Origin of the sequence: Streptomyces liangshanensis (assembly GCF_011694815.1) — a bacterium.
In the GTDB taxonomy this organism is placed as follows: Bacteria; Actinomycetota; Actinomycetes; order Streptomycetales; family Streptomycetaceae; genus Streptomyces; species Streptomyces liangshanensis.
The window spans coordinates 4,302,648-4,328,846 of record NZ_CP050177.1 but is presented as its reverse complement, the minus strand read 5'-3'; the positions used below and the strand labels follow the sequence as shown (position 1 = coordinate 4,328,846).

The following is a 26,199-nucleotide window of genomic DNA, read 5'->3' as shown; positions in this document are numbered from 1 at the left end:
GGTGAAGACGTCCTCAAGCACGGGGTGCTCCTCGGAGAGCGATGGACGGTACGGACCGGGCCCCAGCCTAATGGGTGGCGGCCCGGCCCTCTCCCCGAGGTCCCTGGGGTACGGGAGGGGTGGGCCGCTCAGCCGAGCAGCTGATTCTGGAGGATCACGGTCTGGTAGAAGGGCGCGGACGGGGCGCCGCCCTTCTTCTGGTGGAAGACCAGCGCGACGGTGTCACCGGCGACGATGTACGCCTGCCGGACCTGTATGTCGTTCTCGCCGTACGGCTTCGTCTCCTCGAAGACGTAGGTGGTGGTTTCCGGCACATCCGAGTTGCCGGTCCAGTGCTCGTCCAACGTGTCGGCCGGGGACTCGTTCAGCGGCGTGCGCGTGACCTCTCCCCTCTCGGTCCGCTCCTGCTGATACGCGTCGGCGAACGCGACCGACCGGAACTGCAGCAGATAGACCCGTGAGACCGTGCCGTCCGGCATCGTCCAGCCGCGCGCCGCGATGTGCCGTACGCCGTAGTCGCGCAGCGAGGTCCGGAGGGCGGAGCGGTGGCCCTTGTTGTACTCGGACAGGTACTGCTCCGAGCTGACCCAGCCCCCGGCCAGCTTCTTGTCCACGACGGCGCCCTGGGGGGCGGGCAGCAGCAGTTCGCGCAGGTCCGCGTAGTGGATCTCCCCGGCGTTGCCCGTGGTGAACGGGCGCGGGGACCCGGCGGGCAGCGCCGGGAGGGTGAGCTTCGGGTACGCCCACCGGCCGTCGCTCCGGGTGGACAGCCCGGGCACGTCGCCGCGTTCCGGACCGCTGACACCGAACGCGGTGCCGGCGCCGAGGGCCGCGAACGCGAGCACGGCGGCCGTCCAGCGGGCGAGGGCCCGCAACGCGGGGCGGGCCGGCCTGGGGGTGGCGGGCGGCGGGGTGGCGGTCGGCGGTGGGGTGAGGGGCAGCGGCGGGGGCACGATCTCTCCCGGCTGCTCCGGCACGCCCTGCTCCGGACGCGGGGGCACGATCTGCTCGGTCATACGTACTCCCCCGGGTCCGCGATGTGGTCGAGCTGTTCCTTCAGCAGATCCGCGACGGCGGTGTCCCTGAAGGTGTACGGGCCGTACGCCACGACAGAGATGACCAGGTCGCCGTCGTACGCAAGACACTGCATCGCCGAGAGGCTCTCGGCGCTCTCCTCGTCCCCCTCGGGAACGAGCATGCACGTGGCGTCCTTCTTGTGGCCCTCGACGTCAGGCCCCTTCTCCCCCGCGTCCATGAGGCGGGCCTGCCGGGTGAACGCGGACTTGACCAGGGCGGGATCGCGCAGCTGCTGAAGGGAGATCTGGACCACCAGGTCGTCCGCGTACGCGGTGTACGTACGCAGGGCGATGCCCTTCACACCGAGCTTGTCGACCGCCTTGTCGAAGCTCCTCCGGGCCGGGCCCGTCAGACCGTCCCCCAGGGACTTCGCCATGGCCGTCGCCGCCCGGGCCGAGAAGTGGCTGTCGTTGCCGTCGCCCCCGATGTCCGGTCCGAGGCGGTAGCCGTCGGGGACGGGCAACAGCTTGCGGCTGAGCTCGTTGTCCGTACGGCCCTTGCCCGCGTGCGCGACGGGGTCGGGGGCCGGCTCGCGGTCGGGCTTCTGCCACACCTCGGTGACGGCGGACCTGTCCGCGTCCTGGACGGTGACGCCGATGTAGCCGACGCCGCCGCCGACCGCGCCGAGGACGAGGACCGCGGGCAGTACGACTCCGAGAAGGCGTCGCGCACGACCGCGGGAGGCGACCGGGAGACCGTCGTTCACCGGCTCGTCCCGGACGGGCTCGTCCTTCACCGACTCGTCGTTCACGGGCTCGTCCTTCACCGGCTCATCGTTCACCGGCTCGTTGTCGTTCACAGGCGCTCCAGTTGCCGCTCGGCCAGGTCGCGGATCTCCGACGCGGCGATCGGCTTGCTGTCGAAGATGTTGATGTCGACCACCACGTCGCCCCGATGGGCGAGGGCGCGGGCGTAGTACGGCAGGAATCCGGCCTCGTGGCGGGCCTTGAACACCCAGTAGTGGCCGTTGGAGCTGTTCTTGATCGGCTCGCCCGGGCCGCCGAGCGACTCGGAGTACGCCGTCTGATCGTCCGCCAGGTCACGTGCCCCGAAGTTCGGACCGGGACCGAACTGCACGAGGTCGATGTTGGTCACGTGATCCCCCGGCTGGTCCCAGGACGTCGCGGCCACCCTGCGGAAGTCGAGCCCGGCCAGGAAGCCGAACATGGCACTCGGCCGCTCCGCCTCGCCCGTGTAGAGGGGGAGCTGCGACCAGCCGTCCACGATGTAGTCCGACGGCGCCTCCCGCACCCCCTCGGGCTTCCCGAGCAACAGCTTGCGCAGGTCTCCGTCCGTCCTCACCTGGCTGTCCTCCTCCGCGGACAGCGCCTTCACCTTCGTCCCCGCCGGCAGCGCCTTCGCGGGATAGGCCAGCCCCGGCTGGGAGAGCGGTGGCAGTGCGGTCGGCGGGCGGTCCGCCTGGATCGTGTATCCGGTCGCCGTACCCGCGACCGCACCGAGCAGCGCGGCCACGCCGACGATCAAGGTGGTACGGCCACGGCGGCGCGGTGGCTTCGGTTCCAACGGAAAGTCCCCTCACACAACATCCGCGTGCGCGTTCCATCGACCCGCACACAGAGCTGACCTGCGAAGGGGCGGCCGGGTTGTGCGGCGGAAGATTACAGTTCGGCTCATGGAAACGGTGAGGACGGCAGAGGCCGCGCAGAAGACCCTTGTGATCAAAGTGACGGCTGGGGCGAACGAGCCCGAGCGCTGTTCCCAGGCCTTCACCGTGGCGGCGGTCGCCGTCGCCAGCGGCGTGCGGGTCTCGCTGTGGCTGACGGGCGAGGCCGCGTGGTTCGCCCTGCCGGGCAGGGCGGCGGAGTTCGAGCTGCCGCACGCCGCGCCGCTGCCGGACCTGATCGAGTCGATCCGGGCGGCGGGGGAGATCACGCTGTGCACCCAGTGCGCGGCCCGGCGTGACATCACGCAGGCCGATGTCCTGGAGGGGGTACGGATCGCGGGCTCGCAGGTGTTCGTCAGCGAGATCATGGCGGACGGCGTGCAGGCACTCGTCTACTGACCCGCGCCGCACACCGTCCGCCCACGCACCGTCCGGCCGCGCGTCCAGCCGCTCAGCGGCGCCTCTTCGCCTTCGTACCGAGATCCGTCCAGGAGTCGTCGTGCCCGTCGGGCTTGTTCGGCTCGTCCTTCGGCTTCTCGTCCCACCAGTGGTCGTCACGGCCGCGGCTGTTGCCGACGATCGCCGCGACGGGCGGGATGACCATGGCCACCACACACATTCCGATGGCCGCCGGGATCGACCAGATCCGCACGAAGGACCAGGCGGAGACGAAGAGGATCAGGCATCCGCCCATGAGCAGGAAATAGCCGCGACGGCGTCGCGTGTACATACGTCCAGCGTACGACCGCGACGCGCCGCGCGTACGGTCCCGGCGGCCCGGGGCGTCAATCGCCGAGAAGGGCGACCGCTTCCGCGAAGTCGGCGTGCGCGGGTACGAAGGACCGCGTCGCGACGAGGAACATCGACCGGTCGGTGAGGGCGCGCGCGAGGCGCGCGGGGTCGTCGGACAGGCGGCGGGCGAGTGTCACCCCCTCGTCGAAGTACGGCGTGAACCGCTCCTCGAACAGGTAGGGCTGGTTGCCGTCACGGGCCGCCGCGCGGACGCCGATCCTGCGTCGGACGTCCACCAGCTCAGGCAGCAGGTCGGCCCCGCGCAGCCGCGCGGCCTCCGCCTCGAGGTCCGGGAGCATGCCGAGGAACCTGTCCCGCACGTCGCCCGACCAGCGCGGCTCCGTGCCGAACGGCGGCATCGGGGACTCGGGGCTCGCGGCGGGTTCGGCCGCCCGCCCCGACAGGACGAACAGCGTGCTCCAGCACCCGAGGAGGCAGGGGTGGCCCGGCTTTCCCGTGGCCGCCAACTCCTCCAGGGCCCCCCATGCCTCTCGCCGGACGCCCGCGGCACCCGCCGCGTCCCCGGCGGCGTCCCGCATCCGGGAGAAGTGGACCAACTCCCAGGTGAGCGTCTCCAGGGCGGTGCGCTGCTGGGCCACCCCGCGCCGCGTCTCCTCGAGACGCTCGCGAAAGACGGCCGACGCGGCGTCGTGCAGCCCGGCGCCCTCCAGGTTCGCCGCCCACCGGACCATGGTCTCGAAGGAGCGCCCCGCGCTCCCGTTCCCGGCGCCCTCTTCGTCGAGCGCCGCGGCCTCCCTGAAGTACCCCTCCTCGGCCAGCACTCTCGCCAGGGGCCCGCTCCGGCCGGCCTCCGCCAGCTCCGCACAGATCGCGCGGCCTTCCGCCCTGCGCCCGAGCGCGAACAGCGAGGCCTGATAGGCGTCCAGGGCCCGCCGCAACCCCTCCTCCCGGCGCGGCGCCCCGGCCTCTGTCCGGCGCGCGGCCCGGGACGCCTCGGCGGCGAGTTCGAGGCCCACCTTCGGATCCCGGCTCCCGTAGCGCAGCGCGAGCAGGGCGTCGACCAGTCCCGGCAGGTACGCCTTCGGACTCACCTCGGCCAACACCCGGTACGCGTCCACCAGTTCGGCCCGGCCCGGCTGCCGGGACCCCAGCAGCAACACACGGGCCCGCAGCACCGCGTCGTGATCGATCGTCACAGTTTCCGTCACCGTTCCCCCAGTCCGCGAATGACGCACGAAGGAGATTCTGAGCGGCACGGAACGGACCGGACAAGCCTCGCGAACTGTGCGTTCCGTCCTACGAAAAACGGCGCTGACCTGTCATGATGAACATGCGTTCACCCCAAATCCACAGACCTGCCCGGCCCCTCGCCCCCTGGTCCCGGTGTCAGTGACGAATGGCAGGGTGCGTCCATGAGCTACGACCTGGCTGTGTGGGAGGGCCCGCGCCCGGCGGACGACGCCCTCGCATCCCGGTGCTTCACCGAGCTGTACGACCGGTACATCGGCGCGCGGGAGCCCGCGGTTCCGCCCGTGGAGCGCATAGCGGCCTTCGTGGCCGCGCTCCTGGAACGGTGGCGGGATCTCACCGCGGACACCGAGGACGAGGACGACCTCTCGCCTTGGTCGACCGGGCCGCTGATCAGCGAGGCCCGCGGCCCGCTGATCTACTTCCCCGTGCGCTGGAGCATGGCGGTCGAGGCATCCGCCCACGCGGCGGAGGTCGCTTCGTCCATGGGCCTCAACTGCTACGACCCGCAGGCACGGCAACTCCGGCCCTGAGAAGGTGACAAGCGTCCGGGATCCGCCGCGGGGAACGCGAACGGCGCGGAGGGCCGCACCCCTTCCAGTGGCGTCCAACCCCCTGGGGTGCGGCCCTCCGGCCGGTCACTACTTTGTCCGTCGACCCATAGGCGTCGACTGTGTCCGTCGCGCGTCGCTCAGACCGCGATCGCGACCTCCGAGAGGCCGCCCGTCTGCGCGACGACCGTGCGGTCCGCCGTGCCGCCGGGGACGAGGGCCCGTACGGTCCATGTGCCCTCGGCCGCGTAGAAGCGGAACTGTCCGGTCGCCGAGGTCGGGACCTCCGCGGTGAACTCGCCGGTCGAGTCCAGCAGGCGTACGTAACCGGTGACGGGCTGGCCGTCCTTGGTCACGGAACCCTGGATGGTCGTTTCACCGGGCTTGATCGTCGAGGCGTCGGGGCCGCCGGCCTGTGCTCCACACATACGTTCAGTCCTTACAGGTCGGGACGGATTACTTGTTGGCGCCGAGCTCGATCGGCACACCCACGAGGGAGCCGTACTCGGTCCACGAGCCGTCGTAGTTCTTGACGTTCTCGACACCGAGCAGCTCGTGCAGGACGAACCACGTCAGGGCCGAGCGCTCGCCGATACGGCAGTACGCGACGGTGTCCTTGGAGAGGTCGATCTGCTCCTCGGCGTACAGCTCCTTGAGCTCGTCGTCGGAGCGGAACGTACCGTCGTCGTTGGCGTTCTTCGACCACGGGATGTTGCGCGCGGTCGGGATGTGGCCGGGGCGCTGCGACTGCTCCTGGGGGAGGTGCGCGGGGGCGAGCAGCTTGCCGCTGAACTCGTCGGGCGAGCGCACGTCGACCAGGTTCTGCGTGCCGATCGCGGCGACGGCGTCGTCACGGAAGGCGCGGATGGCGGTGTTCTGGGCCTTGGCCCGGTACGAGGTCTCGGCGCGCTGCGGCACGGCCTCGACCAGGTCGCGGGAGTCCAGCTCCCACTTCTTGCGGCCACCGTCGAGAAGCTTGACGGAGTCGTGGCCGTACAGCTTGAAGTACCAGTACGCGTAGGACGCGAACCAGTTGTTGTTGCCGCCGTACAGGATGACGGTGTCGTCGTTACCGATGCCCTTCGCGGACAGGAGCTTCTCGAAGCCCTCCTGGTCGACGAAGTCACGGCGGACCGGGTCCTGGAGGTCGGTCTTCCAGTCGATCCTGACGGCGTTCTTGATGTGGTTCTTGTCGTAGGCCGAGGTGTCCTCGTCGACCTCGACGATGACAACCTTCGGGTCGTCGATGTGGGCCTCGACCCAGTCGGCGTCTACCAGGACGTCACTGCGGCTCATGCTGTTCTCCTCCGGGGCAGATACGGCGAGATGGTGCGGGTGGGGCGGGGAGCGGCTTCCGCGCACAGGGCGGGGAGGCCTGCTTACGACGCGTGGGGGGCCCTGACTGAGCACACGAGGGCCCGGGCGATTGCGTTCACGGGAGTGCGGGAGAACCTGAGAGAACGGGCCCGCTCAGAAAGTGCGACAGAGCATGGCGGAAACGCGGCACAGGTCCACTGCCCGCCGCTTCGTGAGGTCCGCCTGTCGCATCATGGTTCCGATCGTAGGTACGTCATGCCGGACATGTCACCGCCGTGTCAAATGGCGAGACGCGATCGTCCGACATGCGAGACGAAATCGGATGACCCCAGGAATCCCGCGCCGCGGCGGTCAAGAGGAGCGACCGGCGGCGTCCGCCCCTCAGCCCGCGAGGGCGACGTTCGTGCCGTTGCCGGAGAAGCGGAGGCCTTCTTCGGTGGCGGTGACCTTGTCCAGGGTGATGCTCGACGGGAGGCCGTCGATCTTCAGGTCGTACGAGTCGACCAGGCCCTTGATCTGGTCGTCCAGGCCGGGGATCGGCAGGTCGCCGACCTCGACGGCCTGGAACGTGGCGGTGTTGCCGCCCTTGAGCGCCGCCGTGCAGTACACAGTGATGTCCTGGCCCTGGAGGGCGCCGGCCACGACGTCGGGGACGGGGATGTCCGCGCCCGCCAGGATGTCGGTCGCCGGGCCCGAGATCTTGACCTGGCCCTTGGCGGCGCGCTCGGCGCCCGCGTAACCGATGGTCGCGCCCTTCGGCGCCGTCCTCGCGAGGTCCGCGTACGAGACGCGCGCCGAGCCGCTGGCCTGTCCGGCCGTGGCGGAGGAGAAGCTGCTGTCGATGGTGACGTCCCGCAGTTCCGCGTGGACGTCGGTCACCTTGACCGTCTGGCCCTCCGCGGTGGCGTCGAGGCTGCCCATGCTGATGTCCACCTGGTCCAGCGAGGAGCCCACGACCTGGGTCAGGAACGGGAAGCCCTTGATGGAGACCGTGGGGGTGGAGCTGAGCCCCTGGCTCGTCCTGATCTTGTCGGCGACCTGCCCCTGGGCGAAGTAGACGGCGGCGCGGTCCGCGGCGACGAACAGCCCTCCGAAGATCACGACGAGTATCAGCAGTATTCGCAGTGCGCGCATTGCTCGGTGTCCCCCACCCTGATTGTTCTCTGTTCGATTCCGGGCCCCCCTGACGACCGTGAGCGTAACCCCGGCCGGAAGCGCTCTCGCCGGAGGGATCGACGTCCGGGGGGAACGAACGGTTCCCGGCCTGTACGGGCGTACACAGGTCACGTACAGGTGGGATACAGGCGGGAGTTGGCGTGGGCGGGGTCTTGGCGGGGCGGGCGTCGGCGGGGGCGGGCGTTCCGTCATCGCGGACCGCCCGCCCCCGCCTCCTCGCTCAGGCCTCGCTCGGACCTCGCTCAGTCCTCGCTCAGGACAGCGCGCGGCCCAGCAGGTACACCGCCGGCGCGGCGGCCGTGAGCGGCAGCGCCACCCCGGCCGTCATGTGCACGAAGCGCGACGGGTAGTCGTAACTCGCCGCGCGCAGACCGATCAGCGCGCACACCCCGGCCCCGAGGCCGAGCAGCGCGCCCTTCGCCCCGAGGTCCGTCAGTCCGCCCGCCACGAGCCCGGCGCCGGTCGCGGCCAGCAGGGCCACGACGACGGAGACCACGCCGGGCAGCGGCAGCGCCCGCGCGACGGTCGCCACGGCGACGGCGATCGCGCCGACGACCACCGCGTCCGGGACGGCCGCGAGATGGCCGGTGGCGAGGATGGCGAGCGCGGCCGAGGCGACGGTGGCCATCAGGCCCTGCATGCGCTCGTCGGCGCCCGCGTGGCTGCGCAGCTGGAGTACGAGCGTCAGCAGCACCCAGATGCCGAGCGTGCCGAGGATCGCGGCGGGGCCGTTCTCCTTGCCCACGGACAGCAGGACGACGTCGGAGACCAGCCCGCCGAGGAACGCGAGCGCGATGCCCTGGCGGGCCGGCCACATGCCGTTGAGCCGGAACCACCCGGCTGCGGTGACGGCCTGGAGCAGGACGAGCGGGACGAGCAGGCCGTACGGGCCGAGGGCGGCGCCCCCGGCGAGGAGCAGCCCGAGCAGCGCGGTGAGCCCCGCGGGCTGCATGCCGGGCGGGATGATCGGCGACCGCCCCTCGGCACGGGCGCGCTGGGCGTCGGTGATGCGGGCGTTGCCCAGGGTGGTGGGCGGGCTGTATCCGTCGGCGGGCGTGGGGGTGGACGCGGGGGCGGCCTGGGGGCCTCCCTGACCCGGCCCCTGGCCGAACGCGCCGAAGGGGCCGCCGGCACCCTGCGCGGGGCCGACGTGGGCCCCTGAGGCCGCGTAGGCACCGGACCCCATGGGCGCGGGGGACGCCGGGTAGGCGTGGGGCCGGGCCTGCCCGTCGGGGCCTGCGTGCCCGTTCGGTCCCGGCTGACCGTTCGGTCCCGGGTGCGCGGAAGACGCCCCGCGTCCGTCGGACGCCGCCCCGTATCCGGCGGACGCGGTGTGCGCGCCGGACGCCGGGTGCCCGTTCGATCCCGGGTGCCCGTTCGATCCCGGGTAGCCGTTCGATCCCGGCTGGCCGTTCGGTCCCGGGTGCGCGGAAGACGCCCCGCGTCCGTCGGACGCCGCCCCGTATCCGGCGGACGCGGTGTGCGCGCCGGACGCCGGGTATCCGTCCGGCCCCGCGTACGGGCCGGACCCCGTCCGCCCGTCGGACCCCGAGTGGCCCCGGGCCGCCCCGGTCTCCGCCGCGGGTGCCCCGTATCCGGTCGGGCCGGTGGGACCTCCCTGGGTCCCGGGACCGCCGTGCGCCTCAGGCGTGACGGGTCCGCGGGGCCCCACGGACCCGTTCGGCGCCGCGGGCCCGGGATGGCCCCCGGCCCCCGCAGGAGACCCGGCTCCCGCGGGCCCTCCGTACGACCCCGCTCCGGCGGGTCCCCCGTACGACCCCGGGCCCGCGAACGACCCCAGGCCCTCGGGGCCGCCGTACGACCTCCCTCCCGGCCCCCCGTACCCGTCAGTGGCAGGCGCGGCCGCGGGCGCCTGGTGGCGGCCCCTGCGGCGCGGCTCGTACGCGGCCGGCGCCGGGGCCTGGGCCGGGTTCTCCGGGGGCAGGGGGTACGCGCCCTGCGCCGGCAGGTACGCCGTGTCCGCGGCGGACGCCTGCTGCTGGTGCTGCTGCTGAGCGGACGGCTGCGGCTGCTGCTGGGCGGGCGGCTGCTGGCGCTGGACGTGCGGTTGGTACTGCGTGTCCCACGTCTGGCCCTCCCACGTCTGCGAGGCGGGCGCCGACGGCGCCGCCTGCCGCGGCTCGGCCCAGCCCCCGTACGACGCCTGCCCGGGCACCTGCGGCCCGCCCTGGTACGGGTCCGCCGGAGCCCCGGCCCCCGCGGCGTACGGATCGGCCGTCGGCGCCGGGTCCTCGGGGCCGCCCCGGTAGGGGTCGTGCGGTCGGCCGTACTGGTCGTGTCCCGGACCGTACGGGTTCTGCTGATCGTCGCTCATGCTGTGCGGTTCACCCTCCTGCGAACGGCGGGAGCACCTCGACCGTGCCGCCCTCGGCAAGCCGTACGGTCTCATGCCCGCGGGTCCCCACGGGGGCGCCGTCGACCAGGAACGAGCACCGCTGGAGCACCAGGACCAGTTCGCCCGGGTGGTTCAGCCGGACCGCGGCGAGCGCTTCTGCCAGGTTGTCGGCGGTGTACGGCTCCTCCGCCGTCCCGGCCGCGGCCTTGGCGGCGGCCCAGTAGCGGATCGTGCCCGCTGCCATGACACCTCTCCCTCACGTCAGTCGTCGGCGTCGTCGGCCTCTCATGATGAACGACACGTGGACAACGTCACACACCGCTCCATCACCGAGCGGCCACCGAGCGGCCCCACCCCACCGCCTACCCCGGCACCAGCCACTCCGCGATCCGCGTCAGCAGCGCCTCGTCCGCCGCGTTCTCCGCGTGCCCCATGCCCCGCTCCACCCACAGCTCGGCCGGCCCCGCCGCGGCCAGCATGCGCGGGTGGTCCAGCGGGAAGTACGGATCGCGGTCGCCGTGCACGACCAGCAGCGGGGTCGGGGCGATCAGCGGGACCGCCTCGGCCGGCGAGAGCGGCACCGGGTCCCAGTCCCGGTCATGGATACGGGTACGGAAGCCCACGCGCCCCACGAACCGTCCGGTGGGCCGCGTCACCACCCAGTGCAGGCGGCGCATCGGAGCCGTACCCCGGTAGTACCAGCGAGCGGGCGCACTGACGGAGACCACCGCGTCCGAACTCGCTTCCGTGCGCCCCCCGTGCAGCGCCGCGTGGCGCAGCACCACCGAGCCGCCCATCGAGAAGCCGACCGTGACCACGCGCGTGTGCCCGAGTGCGCGGGCCCACTCCACGGCGGCCGCGACGTCGAGCACCTCGCGGTCACCGACCGTCGAGCGGCCGCCGGACGCGCCGTGCCCGCGGAAGGAGAACGTCACGACAGCCGCCCGGCGTGCGAGAACCTCCGCCGCGCGGCGGATCGCGGGCCGGTCGAGCGACCCCGTGAACCCGTGCGCGACGACGATCGCCGTACCCCGGAACCCCTCGTGATCCACCGCCGAATCCTGCGGGAAACCCGCCGTACACGGCTCGTACATCGCGTCGAGGCGCACCCCGTCCGCGGTCCTGAGGAGGGTGCGCACGACCCTCGGAGCGGTCGGGCTGTCCGACGAACCGCGGTATCGACCCTCTTCCACTGCGCACATGTGGGCTATTCTGCTGCGAAGAGGATCCGGGCAAAGTGGCCCCCGGGTCCTTTTGCGTTTTCCGCTCGTTGTTACAGCCAGATGTCACAGCGTGACGAACGCAGCATTACGAACACCGCAACACCAGCAGTGCCGCATACGTCCTCGCAGGGACCGAGGAGGAACCGACGTAATGGGCAAGCGAACCGTGCACGACCCCAGCTCCACGTACGAGACCAGCTCCACGTACGACCCGAGCTCCACCGGGGCAGGTGAGCGGCGATGAGTTCTCTGCTGCTCCTGACCAACGCCCTCCAGCCGTCGACGGAGGTGCTCCCCGCCCTCGGACTGCTGCTCCACAACGTGCGGGTCGCCCCGGCCGAAGGCCCCGCTCTCGTCGACACCCCCGGTGCCGACGTCATCCTCATCGACGGCCGCCGCGACCTCCCGCAGGTGCGCTCGCTGTGCCAGTTGCTCCGGTCCACCGGGCCCGGCTGCCCGTTGCTCCTCGTCGTGACGGAGGGCGGCCTCGCGGCCGTCACCGCGGACTGGGGCATCGACGACGTCCTGCTCGACACCGCGGGCCCCGCCGAGGTCGAGGCCCGGCTCCGGCTCGCGATGGGCCGCCAGCAGATCTCCGCGGACGACTCCCCGATGGAGATCCGCAACGGCGACCTGTCGGTCGACGAGGCCACCTACAGCGCGAAGCTCAAGGGCCGGGTCCTGGACCTGACCTTCAAGGAGTTCGAGCTGCTCAAGTACCTCGCGCAGCACCCCGGCCGGGTCTTCACGCGCGCCCAGCTCCTCCAAGAGGTGTGGGGGTACGACTACTTCGGCGGTACGCGGACGGTCGACGTCCACGTACGGCGCCTGCGGGCCAAGCTCGGCCCCGAGCACGAGTCGCTGATCGGGACCGTACGCAACGTGGGATACCGCTTCGTCACCCCGGAGAAGGTCGAACGGGCCGCCGAGGAGGCCAAGGCGAAGGCCACCGCCGCGGCGCTGGCCCGTGCCGAGGCCCGGACGGACACCCGTACCGACAGCCGGGCGGACGCGCGTACGGACTCCCGTACGGACAACGGCGCGGGAAACTCCGCCGGGAGGGAAGCCGAGAGGGAAGCTGCCGGACGGCCTGCCAAGAGGTAGGTCACCACGCGTAGACTGCCGCGCGTGGCCAAGGTGACGCGGGACGATGTGGCACGACTGGCGGGGACCTCGACCGCGGTCGTCAGCTATGTCATCAACAACGGACCCCGGCCGGTAGCCCCGGCCACGCGCGAGCGGGTACAAGCCGCGATCACGGAACTGGGCTACCGGCCCGACCGGGTGGCGCAGGCGATGGCCTCACGGCGGACCGATCTCATAGGGATGATCGTGCCCGACGCCCGGCAGCCCTTCTTCGCGGAGATGGCGCACGCGGTCGAACAGGCCGCGGCCGAGCGCGGGAAGATGGTCCTGGTCGGCAACTCGGACTACCGCGACGAGCGTGAGGTCCACTACCTGCGGGCCTTCCTCGGGATGCGGGTGTCCGGGCTGATCCTGGTCAGCCAGGGCCCGAGCGAGCGCGCGGCGGCCGAGGTCGAGGCGTGGGACGCCCGGGTCGTCCTGCTCCACGAGCGCCCCGAGTCGCTGGACGACGTCGCCGTCGTCACGGACGACGTCGGCGGCGCCCAGCTCGCCACGCGCCACCTGCTGGAGCACGGGCACCCGTACGTGGCGTGCCTCGGCGGCATCGAGGAGACCCCGGCCGTCGGCGACCCGGTGGCCGACCATGTCGAGGGCTGGCGCCGGGCGATGCTGGAGGCCGGCCGCTCGGTGGAGGGCCGGCTCTTCCAGGCCCCGTACAACCGCTACGACGCGTACGAGGTCGCGCTCGGCCTGCTGGCCGGGCCCGACCGGCCCCCGGCGATCTTCTGCTCCACCGACGACCAGGCGATCGGCGTGCTGCGCGCGGCCCGCGAACTGCGCCTGGACGTACCGGGCGAGCTGGCGGTGGCGGGCTTCGACGACGTCAAGGAGGCGGGGCTCACCGACCCGCCGCTGACGACGGTGTCGTCCGACCGGCCGGCGATGGCGCGGGCGGCGGTGGACCTGGTGCTGGACGAGGGGCTGCGGGTGGCGGGGTCGCGGCGGGAGCGGGTGAAGCAGTTCCCGTCGGCGCTGATCGTGCGCCGGTCGTGCGGGTGCTCGTAGGGCTGTTGTAGGTCGTGCGCAGGTCGTACGGCGGGGTTCACGGAGCGGGTCCGCCCGCGGGACCTTGGTCCTCCCCGCCCCGGGACCTTCGCGCTCCCACCCCGGGACCTTCCGCCTCGACCGGCCCCAGGCCCTTCGTCCTCCATCTCGGCGGCCTTCGGCCTTTATATCGGGCATACAGGGTTCTGTCGGGCTTCTCACAGGCTCCTCAGCCAGTTCTCATCTGCGGCCACGACAGTCATATGCATGACGAACTACTGGGGCCGCAGCGGCGGCGAGGACAGCGAAGAACACCAGCCCCAGGGAGGGTTCGGGGACCCCGCGTTCCCCCCGCCTCCCCCGTACCAGCCCGGCGTTCCCGCGCATCACGGGCACGGCGGCACCACCACCGCCCGCCGGCTCCGCGGCCCGGTCGGACTGCTCGCCGCGGTGGCCGTGGCGGCGGCCGTCGTCGGCGGCGGTACGGCGGCGCTGGTCGAACAGCACTCCAACGACACCTCCGGCACCGCCTCCACGACGATCAGCGCGTCGAGCGTCTCGCAGAGCAGCCTCGGCACCGTGGCCGGTGTCGCCAAGGCCGTCTCCCCCGCGATCGTCGAGATCAACGCCACCTCCGACGCGGGCGAGGCGACCGGCTCCGGAGTGGTCCTCACCTCCGACGGCGAGATCGTCACCAACAACCACGTCATCGCCGGCGCCTCGGCGGTCAAGGTCCAGCTCACGAACGGCAGGACGTACACCGCGAACGTGGTCGGCGCCGACCCCGCCAAGGACCTCGCCCTGATCAAGCTGGCGGGCGCGAGCGGCCTCAGGACGGCCACGCTCGGCGACTCCGACCAGGTCAAGGTGGGCGACCAGGTCGTGGCGATCGGCTCGCCCGAGGGCCTGTCCGGGACGGTCACCAGCGGTATCGTCTCGGCGCTCGACCGGGACGTGACCGTGCCCAAGGAGACCGACCAGAGCCAGCAACAGCAGCAGGAACAGCAGGGCGGCGGCGGCTGGCCGTTCCAGTTCGGCGGACAGCAGTTCAACGGGGACACCGGGGACTCGACCACCACGTACAAGGCGATCCAGACCGACGCGTCGCTCAACCCGGGCAACTCCGGTGGCGCGCTGATCAACATGCAGGGCCAGATCATCGGCATCAACTCGGCGATCTTCGCCTCCGGCTCCGACACCAGCAGCTCGCAGGCGGGCAACGTGGGCCTCGGCTTCGCCATCCCCGTCGACACGGTGAAGGCCGACCTCGGAAGCCTGCGGGACGGCGGAACCAACTGAGGGCCGCGGCGGCCGCCCGTGACCGAGGGTCGTCCGTCACAGCCCCCATACCCCCCATACCTACGCCACCCACACCACGGGCCGTGCGAGGCTGGTAGCGGGCACGAGGCGGGTCGGCAGCGGCGACGTACCACCGCCGGCCGCACCCCGCCCCCGCCCCGCCCTCCCTGTCCCTCCTGCCGGAAGAAGCGACCGACATGAGTCCCGCCGAAGGCGATCCCCAGCGGATCCTGATCGTCGACGACGAGCCCGCCGTGCGCGAGGCTCTCCAGCGGAGCCTCGCGTTCGACGGGTACGGGACCGAGGTCGCCGTCGACGGTTTCGACGCCCTCACCAAGGCCGCCGCCTACGCCCCCGACCTGATCGTCCTCGACATCCAGATGCCCCGCATGGACGGCCTCACCGCCGCCCGCCGCCTCCGGGCCGGCGGCTCCAAGGTCCCGGTCCTGATGCTGACCGCGCGCGACACCGTCGGCGACCGGGTCACCGGCCTCGACGCGGGCGCGGACGACTACCTGGTCAAGCCCTTCGAACTGGACGAGCTCTTCGCACGGATCCGGGCCCTGCTGCGCCGCAGCTCCTACGCGGCGGCCACCGAGGGCGTCCCCGAGGAGGACGTCCTCGCCTTCGCCGACCTGCGGATGGACCTGACGACCCGGGAAGTCACGCGCGGGACGCGGCGGGTGGAGCTGACCCGTACCGAATTCACCCTGCTGGAGATGTTCCTCGCGCACCCGAGACAGGTGCTGACCCGTGAGCAGATCCTGAAGGCCGTGTGGGGCTTCGACTTCGAGCCGAGCTCCAACTCCCTGGATGTGTACGTGATGTACCTGCGCCGCAAGACGGAGAGCGGCGGCGAACCGCGACTGGTCCACACCGTGCGAGGGGTGGGGTACGCCCTGCGCGCCGAGGTCGCCTCCGGCGGTCAGGAGTGATCGCTCCGGTACGCCGGTTCCGGGCGCTGCCGATGCGCTCGCGGCTGGCCCTCCTGGTCGCGACGGCGGTGGCGGTCGCGGTCGCGGCGGTGGCGGCGGCCTGCTGGCTGCTGACGCGGGCGCAGTTGCAGAGCGAGCTGGACAACTCGCTGCGGAACACGAGCGAGTCGCAACTGAGGGACACCGCTACGGAGGCCGTCAACAACTGCGTCAGCGGGTCCGACGCGCAGGCCGCTGCCACACCCGGGTTCGCCAACTTCCAGGTGGTCCTCGCGGACGGTCAGCGATGTGTGGCGCGAGGCTCGGAGCCGGTCAAGGTCCACGCCTCCGACCAGGCAGTGGCGAACAGCTCCGTCCGGGAGACCTCGCTCCACGACAGCACCACCGACAAGGGCGCGACGGTACGGGTGTTCACCCAGCAGGGCGTGATCCGCCTGCCCGCCCTCCCCGGCGTCCAGCCCGTCCTGGCCAAGGTCGCGGTCTCCGTGTCCCGCCCCCTCAGCGAGATCGACAACTCCCTCAACCGCCTCGCCCTCCTCCTCGCCGCCGTCGCCGGCATCGGCGTGGTCGGCGCGGGCGCGGCCGGGCTGTGGGTGGCGCGCGCGGGGCTGCGGCCCGTCGACGGGCTGATCGGGACGGTCGAGCACATCGCCCAGACCGAGGACCTCACCGTCCGTATCCCGGTGGAGGGCGACGACGAGATCGCCCGGCTGTCGGGGGCGTTCAACTCCATGACGGCGGCGCTCGCGTCGTCCCGCGAACGGCAGTCCCAGCTGATCGCCGACGCGGGCCACGAGCTGCGGACGCCGCTCACCTCGCTCCGTACGAACATCGAACTCCTCGCGCGCAGCGACGAGACGGGCCGGGCGATCCCGCCGGACGACCGCCGGGCGCTGATGGTGTCGGTGAAGGCGCAGATGACCGAACTGGCCTCGCTCATCGGGGACCTCCAGGAGCTCTCGCGGCCGGACGCCACGGACCCGGGGCCGCTCCAGGTCGTCGCGCTGCACGACGTCGTGCAGAGCGCGCTCGACCGCGCCCGGCTGCGCGGCCCCGACCTGACGATCGACGCGGAGCTGTCGTCCTGGTACGTACGGGCCGAACCGGCGGCGCTGGAGCGGGCGGTGGTCAACGTCCTCGACAACGCGGTGAAGTTCAGCCCGCCGGGCGGGGCCGTCGAGGTCTCGCTGGACGAGCGGGGCGCGCTGACCGTACGCGACCACGGCCCCGGCATCCCGGCCGAGGACCTGCCGCACGTCTTCGAACGCTTCTGGCGCTCCCCGTCGGCGCGGGCGATGCCGGGTTCGGGGCTGGGTCTGTCGATCGTGGCGCGTACGGTGCAGCAGACGGGCGGCGAGATCACGCTGCGCCCGGCGACGGGCGGCGGGACGGTGGCGACGATCCGCATCCCGGGGGCGGGGACTCCGCCACCCGAGATGCGGTAGCGAGACGCGGTAGCGAGCCTCGCCGATCAGCCGTTGTGCCGGAGGAGGGCCTCGACCAGCCCCGGCCGGGTGGCGGGGAAGTCCAGCGGTACGATCCCGAGCCCGCGCCAGCCGGCCGCGCCCGCGCTGTCCAGGAGCGTGTGGACCTGCGGATTGAGGCGGTCGGCGTTCCAGCGGGGCGGCAGCAGGGCCGCGGTGCTGACGTAGTTGACGAACAGCTTGCCGGGCTGCTGGACGGCCTTGCGGAACTGCGCCTCGATCCGGGAGTACTTGGCGATGGGCTCGGCCCCGTAGTCGTCCTGGACGTCGAACAACGCGCTGTCGGCGTACCGGAGTCCGGGCAGCCCCGCGTTGTCCGCGAGCAGGACGACGCGGCCGCGCGCCTCCCCGAGCGTGGGCAGCCCGTCGCCGATGCGGAAGAGGGAACGCCAGCCCTTGTCGTCGAGGTAGGTGTCGAAGATGCGCCGGAAGGTCTCGTCGCTCTCCTCGGAGTACTCCTGCTTGACCCGCATGAGGACGGTCTCGGAGGGGTGCGCGCGGAGGAAGTCCCGGCAGGGCGCGAGGATGTCGTCGAAGTTCAGGTTCTGGTAGTAGGCGGCGTGGTGGATGGTGAAGGAGCCCTGGAACGCCCGGCAGCGGATGTCGAGGAACCGGACACCACTGGCCAACTGCTCGGCGATGCCGGTGGTTTGGCAGGCGACGTACAAACCACCCACGCGGGCGCCGGAGTTGTGGGTGCCGGGAATGGTGAGAGCCGGGAACCGGGTGGCGTCGGGGAAGCCACCCATCCAGTCCTGCGGAGCAAGGGCGGGCGAGGCGACTGCGGCCCCGGCGGTACCGCCGGCTCCGACGAGGGCGGTACCGGACAGGGCGAGGGCACCGGCGAGAAACGCCCGGCGCGTACCGAAGTGAGTGCTCATGTGGGGGGTGCCTCCGTAGCCGAGGAATGAGCGCGACCGGCCGAAAGGGGGCGACAGGCCTCTCGGCCTGTCGCCCCTCCTCTGCCCGCTCCGCGCGCTACTTGATGATCGTGATCCGGTTCGCCGCCGGCGGGGCCAGCGGTGCCGTCGCCGTCGAGTTCGCCGCCAGGTACGCGTTGAACAGCTCCAGGTCCGACGGGCCCACCAGCTTGTTCGTGCCCTGGCCCAGGGCCGCGAAGCCGTCTCCGCCGCCGCCCAGGAACTCGTTCATCGCGACCCGGTAGGTCTTCGCCGGGTCGATCGCCGCGCCGTTCAGCCGGATCGAGTCGGTGACGACCCTCGCCGCGCCGGTCTTCGTCATGTCCAGCGTGTACGCGAGGTTGTGCGACACCTGGAGGATCTTCGGCGAGGCCTCGTTCAGGCCGCTGACCTGCTGCTGGAGCGCGGTCACGAGCTGCGTGCCGGTCAGGTCCACCACGTTCATCAGGTTGGTGAACGGCTGGACCGTGAAGGCCTCCCCGTACGTCACCACCCCGTCGCCCTCCAGGGCCGACGCCTTGTACACGAGGTCGCCGCGGATGCCGCCCGGGTTCATGAACGCGACCTGCGCGCCGCCCTTCTCGGGCGCCGCCGTCCCGGCGAGCTGGGCGTCCGCGATGACGTCACCGAGCGGGGACTCCGACGTCGTGGCGCTGCGCCCGTCGATGTCCGCCGAGATGAAGCCCTGCGGGGTGCCCGCGACCGGGCCCGCCAGCCTGTTCCAGTAGGTGATGAGGTCCGTCAGGTCCTGCGCCTTGGGCTGGTCCCGGCGGACGATGTGGTTCGCCGAGTCGACGGCCGTACGGACGATGTCGTTCGTACGGCGGTCGTACGTGAGCGTGGTGTCCGTGTAGAGCTTGCCGAACGAGGACGCCGACGTCACCAGGCGCGGCTGCCCCGCCGGGTCGGGGATCGTGCAGACGTACGCGTTGTGGGTGTGACCGGTGACCAGCGCGTCGACCTTGGGCGAGATGCCCTTGGCGATGTCGACGATCGGGCCGGAGAGCCCGCCGCCCGCGGCCGGGCTGTCGCAGTCGTAGTTGTACGACGAGGACGCGGGCAGCCCGCCCTCGTGGATCAGCGCGACGATGGACTTGACGCCCTGCCGGTCCAGTTCCTTGGCGTACTTGTTGACCGTCTCGATCTCGTCGTGGAACTTGAGTCCCTTGACGCCCTCGGCGGTCACGACGTTCGGGGTGCCCTCCAGGGTCACGCCGATGAAGCCGACCTTGACGCCGTTCTTCTTCCAGACCGTGTACGGCTTGAGGATCGGCTTGCCGGTCTTCTCCGACGTGACGTTCGCCGCGAGGTAGGGGAAGTCCGCGCCCTTGAACTTCCGCCCCTTCTCGTAACAGCCCGCGGTCGGGTGGCAGCCGCCGTTCTGGAGGCGGGCCAGCTCGACCGCGCCCTCGTCGAACTCGTGGTTCCCGACGGTCGTCACGTCGAGGTCGATCTTGTTGAGCGCCTCGATGGTCGGCTCGTCGTGGAAGAGCCCGGACAGCAGCGGGCTCGCGCCGACCAGGTCGCCGCCCGCGGCGGTGATGGAGTAGGGGTGACCCTTGCGCGCGGTGCGCAGCGACGTCGCCAGGTACTCGACACCGCCGGCGAGGATCGGCTTGACCGTACCGTCGGCCTGCTTCTCGTTGACGGTGGCCGAGGAGCTCGGCGGTTCCAGGTTCCCGTGCAGGTCGTTGAAGGACAGCAGTTGGAGGTCCACCGTGCTGGGCTTGTGGTGGCCGTGGCCGCCGTGCCCGCCGTGCCCGTGACCGTGGGACGTGGCGGCGGCCGGCGTCGCGGCGATCAGCGCGGCGACGGTGGCCAGGCCTGCGGCGGCGGCGAGAGCCCGCCGGGCCGCACGGTTCTTCTGCGGTGTCGTTGACATCGCTCCCCTTGTGAGTCCTGCATGAGAAACCTGTGGGTGATTGCGAGGCGCAGCCTACGATTTACGCGCGTAGCGCGACAGGGGTCCGGGGGTTACGAGCAGGTTGCGGGTACGGATACCGGTGACGCGCGCGGCCTCGCCGTACCCTCGACGCATGACTGAAGCAGCAGCTCGCGAGCCCGGCCGGCAGATCCAGACCCTTGACGCCCTCACCCCCGGGCAGGCCGAGGACGTCCTCGCCCTGCTCGCGGCGGCGGCCGCCTCGGACGCGGTGCAGGCCGTTTCGGAGCAGGGCAGGCTCCAGTTGCGCGGCGGGCACCGCGAGGGGGTCCGGCACTTCCTGCTCACCGTCGGCGACGAGCTGGTCGGGTACGCGCAGTTGGAGGACACCGATCCGGTCGAGGCGCCGGCCGCCGAGCTGGTCGTCCACCCGGAGCGCCGGGGCCGGGGGCACGGCAGGGCGCTGGGGACGGCGTTGCTGGCGGCGTCGGGGAAGCGGCTGCGGGTGTGGGCGCACGGCGGCAAGTCGGCCGCCCGGCACCTGGCCCAGGTGCTCGGCCTGTCGCTGTTCCGTGAACTGCGCCAGTTGCGGCGGCCGTTGGAGCCCCTGGACATCCCGGAGGCGGTCCTGCCCGCCGGGGTCACGGTCCGTACGTTCGTGCCGGGGCGGGACGACTCCGCCTGGCTGGCGGTGAACGCGGCCGCGTTCGCCCACCACCCGGAGCAGGGCGGGCTGACGCAACGGGACCTGGACGACCGGAAGGCGGAGCCGTGGTTCGACCCGGCGGGCTTCTTCCTGGCCGAGCGGGACGGGGAGTTGGTCGGCTTCCACTGGACGAAGGTGCACGACGAGGAGCGCCTCGGTGAGGTGTACGTGGTCGGCATCAGGCCGGACGCGCAGGGCGGCGGCCTCGGCAAGGCGCTGACGGCGATCGGCCTGCGGCATCTCGCGGCGGCGGGGCTGCCGACGGCGATGCTGTACGTGGACGCGGACAACACGGCGGCGGTGACGGTGTACGAGCGGCTGGGCTTCGTCACGCACGAGGTGGACCTGATGTACCGCACGGAGTCCTGACCGCGGGGCATCCCGCCGGACGATTGGCGCTTCGAGGCACGTCAGGAAGCCATCAGGGGAATGTCAGCGGTGTCTGGCAGTATCTTCCTTGTGAACGGAACGGGAAACCGGGACGGGAACAGGGAGAGGTGCCCGGAGTGGTTTATCGGGGATCGGGGCTCACGCCCATATCAGGCCCTCACCGGCCTACGCAGGTTCGAATCCTGCCCTCTCCGCCTCCGCGTGAATCCCACGGATATCCTGGGTATTGAGCCTGGGTATTGAGCTGACACCGAGCCTGAGGGCGCGGTGTCAGCCCTTTTCGATGCTGCTTCTCATGGCGTAATGCCGGAGATTCCGATGATCACCGAGATCGCCGTGCCGTGCCGTACGCCTTTCTCGCGCCTGGCGGGGCACGGCCGTCGGCCGTGCCCCGCCCGCTCCTCCGTCTCCGGCTGATGTGCTTGCCGCGGAGGTCAGTTCACGGAGCGAGCGAGTCGACCACGACGACGCGGTGCGGCACCTGGTGCTCCGGCAGCCACTCGGCCAGCCAGTCACGCACCGGTCCCGCGTCCAGCCGCCGGCCGGATCCCGCGGCGGCGGCCACGGGGCGCGGGTCGTTCGCGTACTCGGGCCGGACCGCCTGCACGGCGTACCGGCCGGTGCCCTTCAGCAGGTCCTCCTCGGCCACCGCGACGCGAAAGCCCTGTCCGGACAGCAGACTCCGGACCTGCCGCACCCGCCCCTCGGTCGGGGTGCCCTCCTCGTCGTGCACTTCCATGCTGATCTGCTGCACCAGCGGCCAGTGCCGGTCGTCGATGCCGTGGAGAACGTCGAGTTCGGCCCGCTGGACGTCGATCTTGAGCAGGTCCACACGCGACACCGCGGACTCGTCGATCACCGTGGAGAAACGACGCAGGGTGCATCGGCGCTCGGTCAGCTCGAAGCGCTCGGACACCAGGCTCTCGACCTCAGCCAGGTGGGCGTCCCGGCCGGAGGGGCCGTTCTCCCGGGCATTCTCGACGTACCTCTTGATCAGGCCGACCTCGTTCTCCAGGTCGGCGTAGTCGCTCTGGCACGACATGATCGAGATGCCGGGGTAGAAGTTGAACGTGATGTCCTGGTCGACGTCGGACAGACCCAGGTGGAACACCCGGGCCGAGACGCCGTGCTGTTCCAGGTTGCGCCGCAGCGGGTCGAAGACGTCGGCGACCGGCTCGAAGGCGAAGACCTCGGCCGACGGGCAGCGCGCGCCGACGAACAGGCTGAACATGCCGATATTGGCGCCCACGTCGAAGACGACGGAATCCTCGCGGAGGATGATGCCTCCTTGCAGATAGGACTCGGCGCCGAAGATCTCGTCGTGCAGGAAACGCGTCTCGTGCGGGTTGATCTGGGCGAGTTGGCAGAGCGGCCCGCCCGTGGGGGGATCTTCCATTCGGTCCCATCCCAGGACCCGGGCCTCGAGGTGTCCTGAATCGCTCCGGACCAACTGGGCGCGAGCCACTCCCGGAAAGCGCAGAAGCAGGTCATAGACCGCGGAAACCTCGGCGGCGGATAGCCCCGGTAAAGCGGACTGGCCCAGATCTGACATGGCAGCTCCTCGTCTCCAGAATCAAGAGTCGGCGGTTACGCCGGCGGTGGCCGTGGCCGTCGGTGGCGCGGGCGCGTCGGCGCGCCCGCCCCCGCCCGGTCACATTCGTTTCAGCCCGACGTACTGGAAGACGGCGATCGCGCCGACCACCAGACCCTGCGCGACGGTCCAGAACGTACCGATGCCGGTCGGCGAGAACACCCCGGTCACGGCGACCACCACACTGACCACCGTCCACAACAGGTTCAGCACGATGATCGCCACCACCGCGGGCTTGCTGATCGTCCTCCGGGTCGTGACGAACAGCACGCCCAGCGCGTAGACGGTCAGGAACGCACCGATGGGGAGCTGGGCCGAGGTCGAGACCCCGAGGACGCTGTCGAGCACGGTGGCGAGCGCGAGGTAGCCGATGCCGTTGGCACCGGTGAGGATCACGTCCGCCTTGAGCGCGAGGCGGACGACACTCTCGGAGCCGCTGTTCCGAACTGACGCGGCCGATCCGGCGTACTGGGCCGAGGGCATGGTCATTTCCCTTTCGTTGGTCGATTTCGCTGATCTTCGTTTCGATGCCGCCGGCCGGAAGGCCTCACGGATGCCGGTCTCAGCCCGCGCGGCGCTGCACGGCCAACTCGGCCTCGCCCCGGCGTACCGGCGCGCTCACCTTGTGCAGGAAGCCGGCGACCTCCCGGTACGAGGCCCAGAAACCGACCTCGTGGTACGGCACGCCGTGCTCCGCGCAGTACTCACGCGTCAGTTCCCGGGCACGGGGCAGGTTCTTCTGCGGCATGGACGGGAAAAGGTGGTGCTCCACCTGGTAGTTGAGACCGCCGTACATGAAGTCGACGATCCACGACGGCCGGATGTTGCGGGAGGTCAGGACCTGCCGCTCCAGCCAGTCCAGGCTCTCGGCCTCGCCGTCACGGACCTCCATGCCCTTGTGGTTGGGGGCGAAGATCATGCCGAAGTAGAGGCCCTGGACGAACTGCTGGACGACGAGGAAGGTGACGGCGAGCAGCGGGGAGAGCACGGTGAACAACAGGGTCAGGTAGATCACCGCGCGGAGCAGGATGAGCGTGGCCTCCAGCAGCGGACGCTTGGTCTGGCCCCCCGCGATCGCCTTCACGGCCGTCTTGCTCATCTTGAGCGATTCCAGCACCAGCAGCACGAAGAACAGCACACTCTGGTAGCGCACGATGAACCGCGCGACGCCGCGGCGGGCGGCGTACTGCTTGATGTCGAAGATCGCGGTCCGACGCCCGATGTCCGGGTCCATGTCCAGATGGTTCGGGTTGCTGTGATGGCGGTTGTGGTGGTTGACCCACCAGCCGTAACTCGCCCCGTTGATCAGGTTGGCGTGGACGTATCCGATGACCGTGGCCACCCGCTTGTCGCGGAACATCGCCTTGTGGCCGGCGTCGTGGAACATGTACGCGCACTGTGTCCCGCACAGCCCCATCCACGCGGCGACGAGTAACTGCCACCAGGAGTCGCCCAGGAGGAAGAACGCCGTGAAACCCGCGGCGAGGAGCAGGGCGTTGACCGTGAGCCGGCCCACGTAGTAGCGCGGGTCGAAGTCCATCAGGCCTTCGGCCTTCACGCGCTTCAGAAGGTCGGAGAACGTCGCGGAGGCGCCCGCGTTCCGTTCGGCCGGGGACGACCGGCGCGTGCCTTGTGATTCGGGTAGGTCGTTCTGGTGGGGGACGTACGACGACGACATACGGTGACTCCTTGGGCTTGTACGCCTGGTGGTGAGGCGTTGATTCGGCAGCCGCCCAGGATCAGGAGGCTGCGCGACGACGGCAAGGGAAACCGCATGGTCGTCGCGACCTTGCCCGCGCTCGTACCGCGGGAATGCGGTGGGCCGCGCGCTCCGCGAGCTCATGTGCGCCCCAGCCTTGCCTACCGCGCTGACGCGATCCTGATGCTGGGCTGACCCGGTCGGGGACAGCGGAGGTCAGGCCGCTGCCGTGTCCTCGCGCAGCCGGTCGTCCAGGGCCAGGAGGACCCGGTCGGCCTCGTGGGCCACCGACTCGTCGTCGGGGAGCCCCATGACGCGCATCAGCTGCTCGACCATCAAGTGGCGCAGCTCGTCCGTGGTCCGGGAATCGTCGGGCATGGTCTTCCTTCCTCGGGATGGTGACGTGGGAGGGGCACCGTTCGCGCGGCCGCGGGTCAGAAGGCGTTGCTGGCCCGGAAGATGTGGGCGAAGCCGGCGAGATCGGCGTGGCCCTCGAAGGCGACGTACTCGGGGATGACGACGTCCGCGGCCCACTTCTGCTTGTAGGCCAGCTGGGTCCGCGCGGGGTAGAGCGCGGCGCCCTCGGCCCACAGGAACGCCATCAGCCACTGGAAGGCGGGACTGTGGCCGGGGACTTCATGGCCGGCGTCCAGGCCCGTGAAGGGCGTGAAGCCGAAGTGCAGCCACTCCACCTTCTCCGCGCGGAAGACCTCGATGGCGTGCGCGTTGATGGCTTCCATGAGGCCGGGGGAACCGTCCGGGATCCGGCGGCTCAGGTCGTGCATCCAGCCGGAGCGCGAACCGAACACGGGAGAGTACGAGATGTACGCCACCGGCGCGCCTCCGATGGTGCCGACGAAGAGGCGGCGGAGCGGCTGCATCTCACCACCGATCTGGCCCACCAGGAACTCCAGGGGCCGGGCGCCCTCGCCCTTGGACCCGAGCCAGGCGCGATCGATCGCGGTCAGGCCGTCCTGCCACTCCGAGGCCGGCACCTCCTGGATCTCGAGGCCGTTGCGGTGCGCCCGGGAGATCTTGTTGCGCAGTTGCATGAAGCGGGTGCCGCGCAGGGTGAGTTCGGGGATGCGCACGGCCCAGGAGGCGCCGATCTGGTTGACCGTGAAGCCGCGACGGGCGTACGCCTCGGCGTCGTCGCGCTGGAGCTGTACGCCGACGAGGCCGAGGCCCTCTTCGTGTACGTGGGCGACGAAGCGTTCGAGCAGTGCGTCGTAGGAGGCCGGGTCGACGAAGGGGCCGCCGAACTGAACGGCGTAGCGGCCGGCCCGGCGATAGGAGATCACCCCGTCGATATCCGAGACGCTGAATATGGTGTTTCCCTCGTTCAGGGCGAGGAAAGAACTGGGGTTCTCGGCGTGGGTGTATCTCTGGACGGCCCGGAGAACCAGACTGTCTGTTTCGGTCGCGGACACGTGGTCCTCCTTCTCCGAAGAATGAACGAGGAAAGTAGAGCACCGAACGACGGAACACCGGAAGGGGGGAACGCGGGGATGTCGGAGGCACGTCAGGCCTACGTCAGGATCGCATCAGAGGTACGTGTCATCGTTGTTCTCATGAACGGTCCGGACCGAAAACGAAACCGGATCCGGTTCTGGTACTGGTTCTGGAGAGGTGCCCGGAGCGGCTTATCGGGGACCTGAGCTTCGGCTCGACGGTCGGGTCTTATGGATCCGCGCAGGTTCGAATCCTGCCCTCTCCGCAAATTCGCGCTTCACGCGCCGACCGGGCTCAGGTTCGGCCCGCCCGAGGGACAGGTCCGGCGGAACGGTTCGGTGCACCTCGGGTGATCTGGATGTTCTGTCCACGCAAATCACTGACGG

The 26,199-nt window shown here is 71.0% G+C and carries 26 protein-coding genes, 2 tRNA genes and 1 pseudogene; 10 read left to right on the top strand and 19 right to left on the bottom strand.

Going from position 1 to position 26,199, the window contains the following annotated elements; all coding sequences use genetic code 11:
- Positions 1–128 precede the first annotated feature (128 nt).
- Genes HA039_RS18705 through HA039_RS18695 form a run of 3 tightly spaced genes read right to left on the bottom strand, consistent with a single transcriptional unit; the run spans position 129 to position 2,601 of the window.
- The gene (locus HA039_RS18705) at positions 129–1,016 is read right to left on the bottom strand and encodes a hypothetical protein (RefSeq protein ID WP_167031120.1); all 888 of its coding nucleotides are present in this window, start codon (positions 1,014–1,016) and stop codon (positions 129–131) included.
- Positions 1,013–1,876 carry a hypothetical protein gene (locus HA039_RS18700; RefSeq protein ID WP_243869553.1) on the bottom strand — a complete coding sequence of 288 codons (864 nt, stop codon included), beginning with the start codon at positions 1,874–1,876 and terminating at the stop codon, positions 1,013–1,015. The genes HA039_RS18705 and HA039_RS18700 overlap by 4 nt, the downstream gene beginning before the upstream one ends.
- Positions 1,873–2,601 carry a hypothetical protein gene (locus tag HA039_RS18695; RefSeq protein ID WP_167031116.1) on the bottom strand — a complete coding sequence of 243 codons (729 nt, stop codon included), beginning with the start codon at positions 2,599–2,601 and terminating at the stop codon, positions 1,873–1,875. The genes HA039_RS18700 and HA039_RS18695 overlap by 4 nt, the downstream gene beginning before the upstream one ends.
- 109 nt (positions 2,602–2,710) lie before the next feature.
- Between HA039_RS18695 and HA039_RS18690 the strand changes: the two genes are divergently transcribed.
- Positions 2,711–3,100, top strand: coding sequence for a DsrE family protein (locus HA039_RS18690; RefSeq protein ID WP_167031113.1), 390 nt, complete (start codon positions 2,711–2,713; stop codon positions 3,098–3,100).
- A gap of 52 nt (positions 3,101–3,152) precedes the next feature.
- Here HA039_RS18690 and HA039_RS18685 read toward each other — a convergent pair whose 3' ends face one another.
- Both HA039_RS18685 and HA039_RS18680 read right to left on the bottom strand, forming a co-directional pair.
- The gene (locus HA039_RS18685; RefSeq protein WP_167031110.1) at positions 3,153–3,431 is read right to left on the bottom strand and encodes a DUF3099 domain-containing protein; all 279 of its coding nucleotides are present in this window, start codon (positions 3,429–3,431) and stop codon (positions 3,153–3,155) included.
- A 55-nt stretch (positions 3,432–3,486) separates the two neighbouring features.
- Positions 3,487–4,650, bottom strand: a complete 1,164-nt coding sequence (locus HA039_RS18680; RefSeq protein ID WP_167031107.1) for a hypothetical protein — start codon at positions 4,648–4,650, stop codon at positions 3,487–3,489.
- A gap of 216 nt (positions 4,651–4,866) precedes the next feature.
- Between HA039_RS18680 and HA039_RS18675 the strand changes: the two genes are divergently transcribed.
- Entirely contained in the window at positions 4,867–5,235 is a 369-nt protein-coding gene (locus HA039_RS18675) for a hypothetical protein (protein ID WP_167031104.1), read from the top strand.
- 158 nt (positions 5,236–5,393) lie between these two features.
- Here HA039_RS18675 and HA039_RS18670 read toward each other — a convergent pair whose 3' ends face one another.
- From HA039_RS18670 to HA039_RS18645, 7 genes and pseudogenes are all read right to left on the bottom strand, one after another.
- Positions 5,394–5,681 carry a DUF1416 domain-containing protein gene (locus tag HA039_RS18670; RefSeq protein WP_161309662.1) on the bottom strand — a complete coding sequence of 96 codons (288 nt, stop codon included), beginning with the start codon at positions 5,679–5,681 and terminating at the stop codon, positions 5,394–5,396.
- 28 nt (positions 5,682–5,709) lie between these two features.
- Positions 5,710–6,549, bottom strand: a complete 840-nt coding sequence (locus tag HA039_RS18665) for a sulfurtransferase (RefSeq protein WP_167031101.1) — start codon at positions 6,547–6,549, stop codon at positions 5,710–5,712.
- 174 nt (positions 6,550–6,723) lie between these two features.
- The gene (locus HA039_RS34625) at positions 6,724–6,801 is read right to left on the bottom strand and encodes a putative leader peptide (RefSeq protein ID WP_425086418.1); all 78 of its coding nucleotides are present in this window, start codon (positions 6,799–6,801) and stop codon (positions 6,724–6,726) included.
- Between the two features lie 150 nt (positions 6,802–6,951).
- Positions 6,952–7,704, bottom strand: coding sequence for an LmeA family phospholipid-binding protein (locus tag HA039_RS18660; RefSeq protein ID WP_208298647.1), 753 nt, complete (start codon positions 7,702–7,704; stop codon positions 6,952–6,954).
- A gap of 295 nt (positions 7,705–7,999) precedes the next feature.
- Positions 8,000–9,253: pseudogene (locus HA039_RS34620) on the bottom strand (hypothetical protein); the annotation flags it as partial.
- An 838-nt stretch (positions 9,254–10,091) separates the two neighbouring features.
- On the bottom strand, positions 10,092–10,346 hold the full coding sequence (locus HA039_RS18650; RefSeq protein ID WP_167031098.1) for a MoaD/ThiS family protein: 255 nt from the start codon (positions 10,344–10,346) through the stop codon (positions 10,092–10,094).
- A 118-nt stretch (positions 10,347–10,464) separates the two neighbouring features.
- Entirely contained in the window at positions 10,465–11,304 is an 840-nt protein-coding gene (locus tag HA039_RS18645) for an alpha/beta hydrolase (protein ID WP_167031095.1), read from the bottom strand.
- 261 nt (positions 11,305–11,565) lie between these two features.
- On the opposite strand from HA039_RS18645, the gene HA039_RS18640 reads away from it, so the two are divergent.
- The 5 genes from HA039_RS18640 to HA039_RS18620 all read left to right on the top strand — a co-directional run bounded on the left by HA039_RS18640 (position 11,566) and on the right by HA039_RS18620 (position 17,134).
- Entirely contained in the window at positions 11,566–12,429 is an 864-nt protein-coding gene (locus HA039_RS18640; RefSeq protein ID WP_167031092.1) for a response regulator transcription factor, read from the top strand.
- 24 nt (positions 12,430–12,453) lie between these two features.
- Entirely contained in the window at positions 12,454–13,476 is a 1,023-nt protein-coding gene (locus tag HA039_RS18635) for a LacI family DNA-binding transcriptional regulator (protein WP_167031090.1), read from the top strand.
- 246 nt (positions 13,477–13,722) lie between these two features.
- The gene (locus tag HA039_RS18630) at positions 13,723–14,754 is read left to right on the top strand and encodes a S1C family serine protease (RefSeq protein ID WP_167031087.1); all 1,032 of its coding nucleotides are present in this window, start codon (positions 13,723–13,725) and stop codon (positions 14,752–14,754) included.
- A gap of 197 nt (positions 14,755–14,951) precedes the next feature.
- Positions 14,952–15,689 carry a response regulator transcription factor gene (locus HA039_RS18625; protein WP_167031084.1) on the top strand — a complete coding sequence of 246 codons (738 nt, stop codon included), beginning with the start codon at positions 14,952–14,954 and terminating at the stop codon, positions 15,687–15,689.
- The gene (locus tag HA039_RS18620) at positions 15,686–17,134 is read left to right on the top strand and encodes a sensor histidine kinase (RefSeq protein ID WP_425086360.1); all 1,449 of its coding nucleotides are present in this window, start codon (positions 15,686–15,688) and stop codon (positions 17,132–17,134) included. The genes HA039_RS18625 and HA039_RS18620 overlap by 4 nt, the downstream gene beginning before the upstream one ends.
- Positions 17,135–17,160: 26 nt before the next feature.
- On the opposite strand, the gene HA039_RS18615 is transcribed toward HA039_RS18620, so the two are convergent.
- Positions 17,161–18,054 (bottom strand): phosphatidylinositol-specific phospholipase C, encoded by an 894-nt coding sequence (locus tag HA039_RS18615; protein WP_167031081.1) that lies wholly within the window; start codon positions 18,052–18,054, stop codon positions 17,161–17,163.
- Positions 18,055–18,151: 97 nt separating this feature from the next.
- Positions 18,152–19,975, bottom strand: coding sequence for a bifunctional metallophosphatase/5'-nucleotidase (locus HA039_RS18610; protein WP_167031078.1), 1,824 nt, complete (start codon positions 19,973–19,975; stop codon positions 18,152–18,154).
- Positions 19,976–20,129: 154 nt separating this feature from the next.
- On the opposite strand from HA039_RS18610, the gene mshD reads away from it, so the two are divergent.
- On the top strand, positions 20,130–21,050 hold the full coding sequence (gene mshD, locus HA039_RS18605) for a mycothiol synthase (RefSeq protein WP_167031075.1): 921 nt from the start codon (positions 20,130–20,132) through the stop codon (positions 21,048–21,050).
- A gap of 122 nt (positions 21,051–21,172) precedes the next feature.
- Positions 21,173–21,265: transfer RNA gene (locus HA039_RS18600), tRNA-Val, on the top strand.
- A 245-nt stretch (positions 21,266–21,510) separates the two neighbouring features.
- On the opposite strand, the gene HA039_RS18595 is transcribed toward HA039_RS18600, so the two are convergent.
- The 5 genes from HA039_RS18595 to HA039_RS18575 form a co-directional block, all read right to left on the bottom strand.
- Complete coding sequence (locus tag HA039_RS18595) at positions 21,511–22,467, bottom strand: FkbM family methyltransferase (RefSeq protein ID WP_243869551.1); 957 nt, start codon at positions 22,465–22,467, stop codon at positions 21,511–21,513.
- Positions 22,468–22,722: 255 nt separating this feature from the next.
- The gene (locus tag HA039_RS18590) at positions 22,723–23,151 is read right to left on the bottom strand and encodes a hypothetical protein (RefSeq protein WP_243869549.1); all 429 of its coding nucleotides are present in this window, start codon (positions 23,149–23,151) and stop codon (positions 22,723–22,725) included.
- Positions 23,152–23,224: 73 nt separating this feature from the next.
- Positions 23,225–24,340 (bottom strand): fatty acid desaturase family protein, encoded by a 1,116-nt coding sequence (locus tag HA039_RS18585; RefSeq protein ID WP_167031069.1) that lies wholly within the window; start codon positions 24,338–24,340, stop codon positions 23,225–23,227.
- Between the two features lie 237 nt (positions 24,341–24,577).
- Entirely contained in the window at positions 24,578–24,739 is a 162-nt protein-coding gene (locus HA039_RS18580) for a hypothetical protein (protein WP_167031066.1), read from the bottom strand.
- Positions 24,740–24,795: 56 nt separating this feature from the next.
- On the bottom strand, positions 24,796–25,791 hold the full coding sequence (locus HA039_RS18575) for a DUF2156 domain-containing protein (RefSeq protein WP_167031063.1): 996 nt from the start codon (positions 25,789–25,791) through the stop codon (positions 24,796–24,798).
- A 193-nt stretch (positions 25,792–25,984) separates the two neighbouring features.
- Between HA039_RS18575 and HA039_RS18570 the strand changes: the two genes are divergently transcribed.
- A tRNA-OTHER gene (locus tag HA039_RS18570) sits at positions 25,985–26,078 on the top strand.
- The last annotated feature ends 121 nt before the right edge of the window (positions 26,079–26,199 follow it).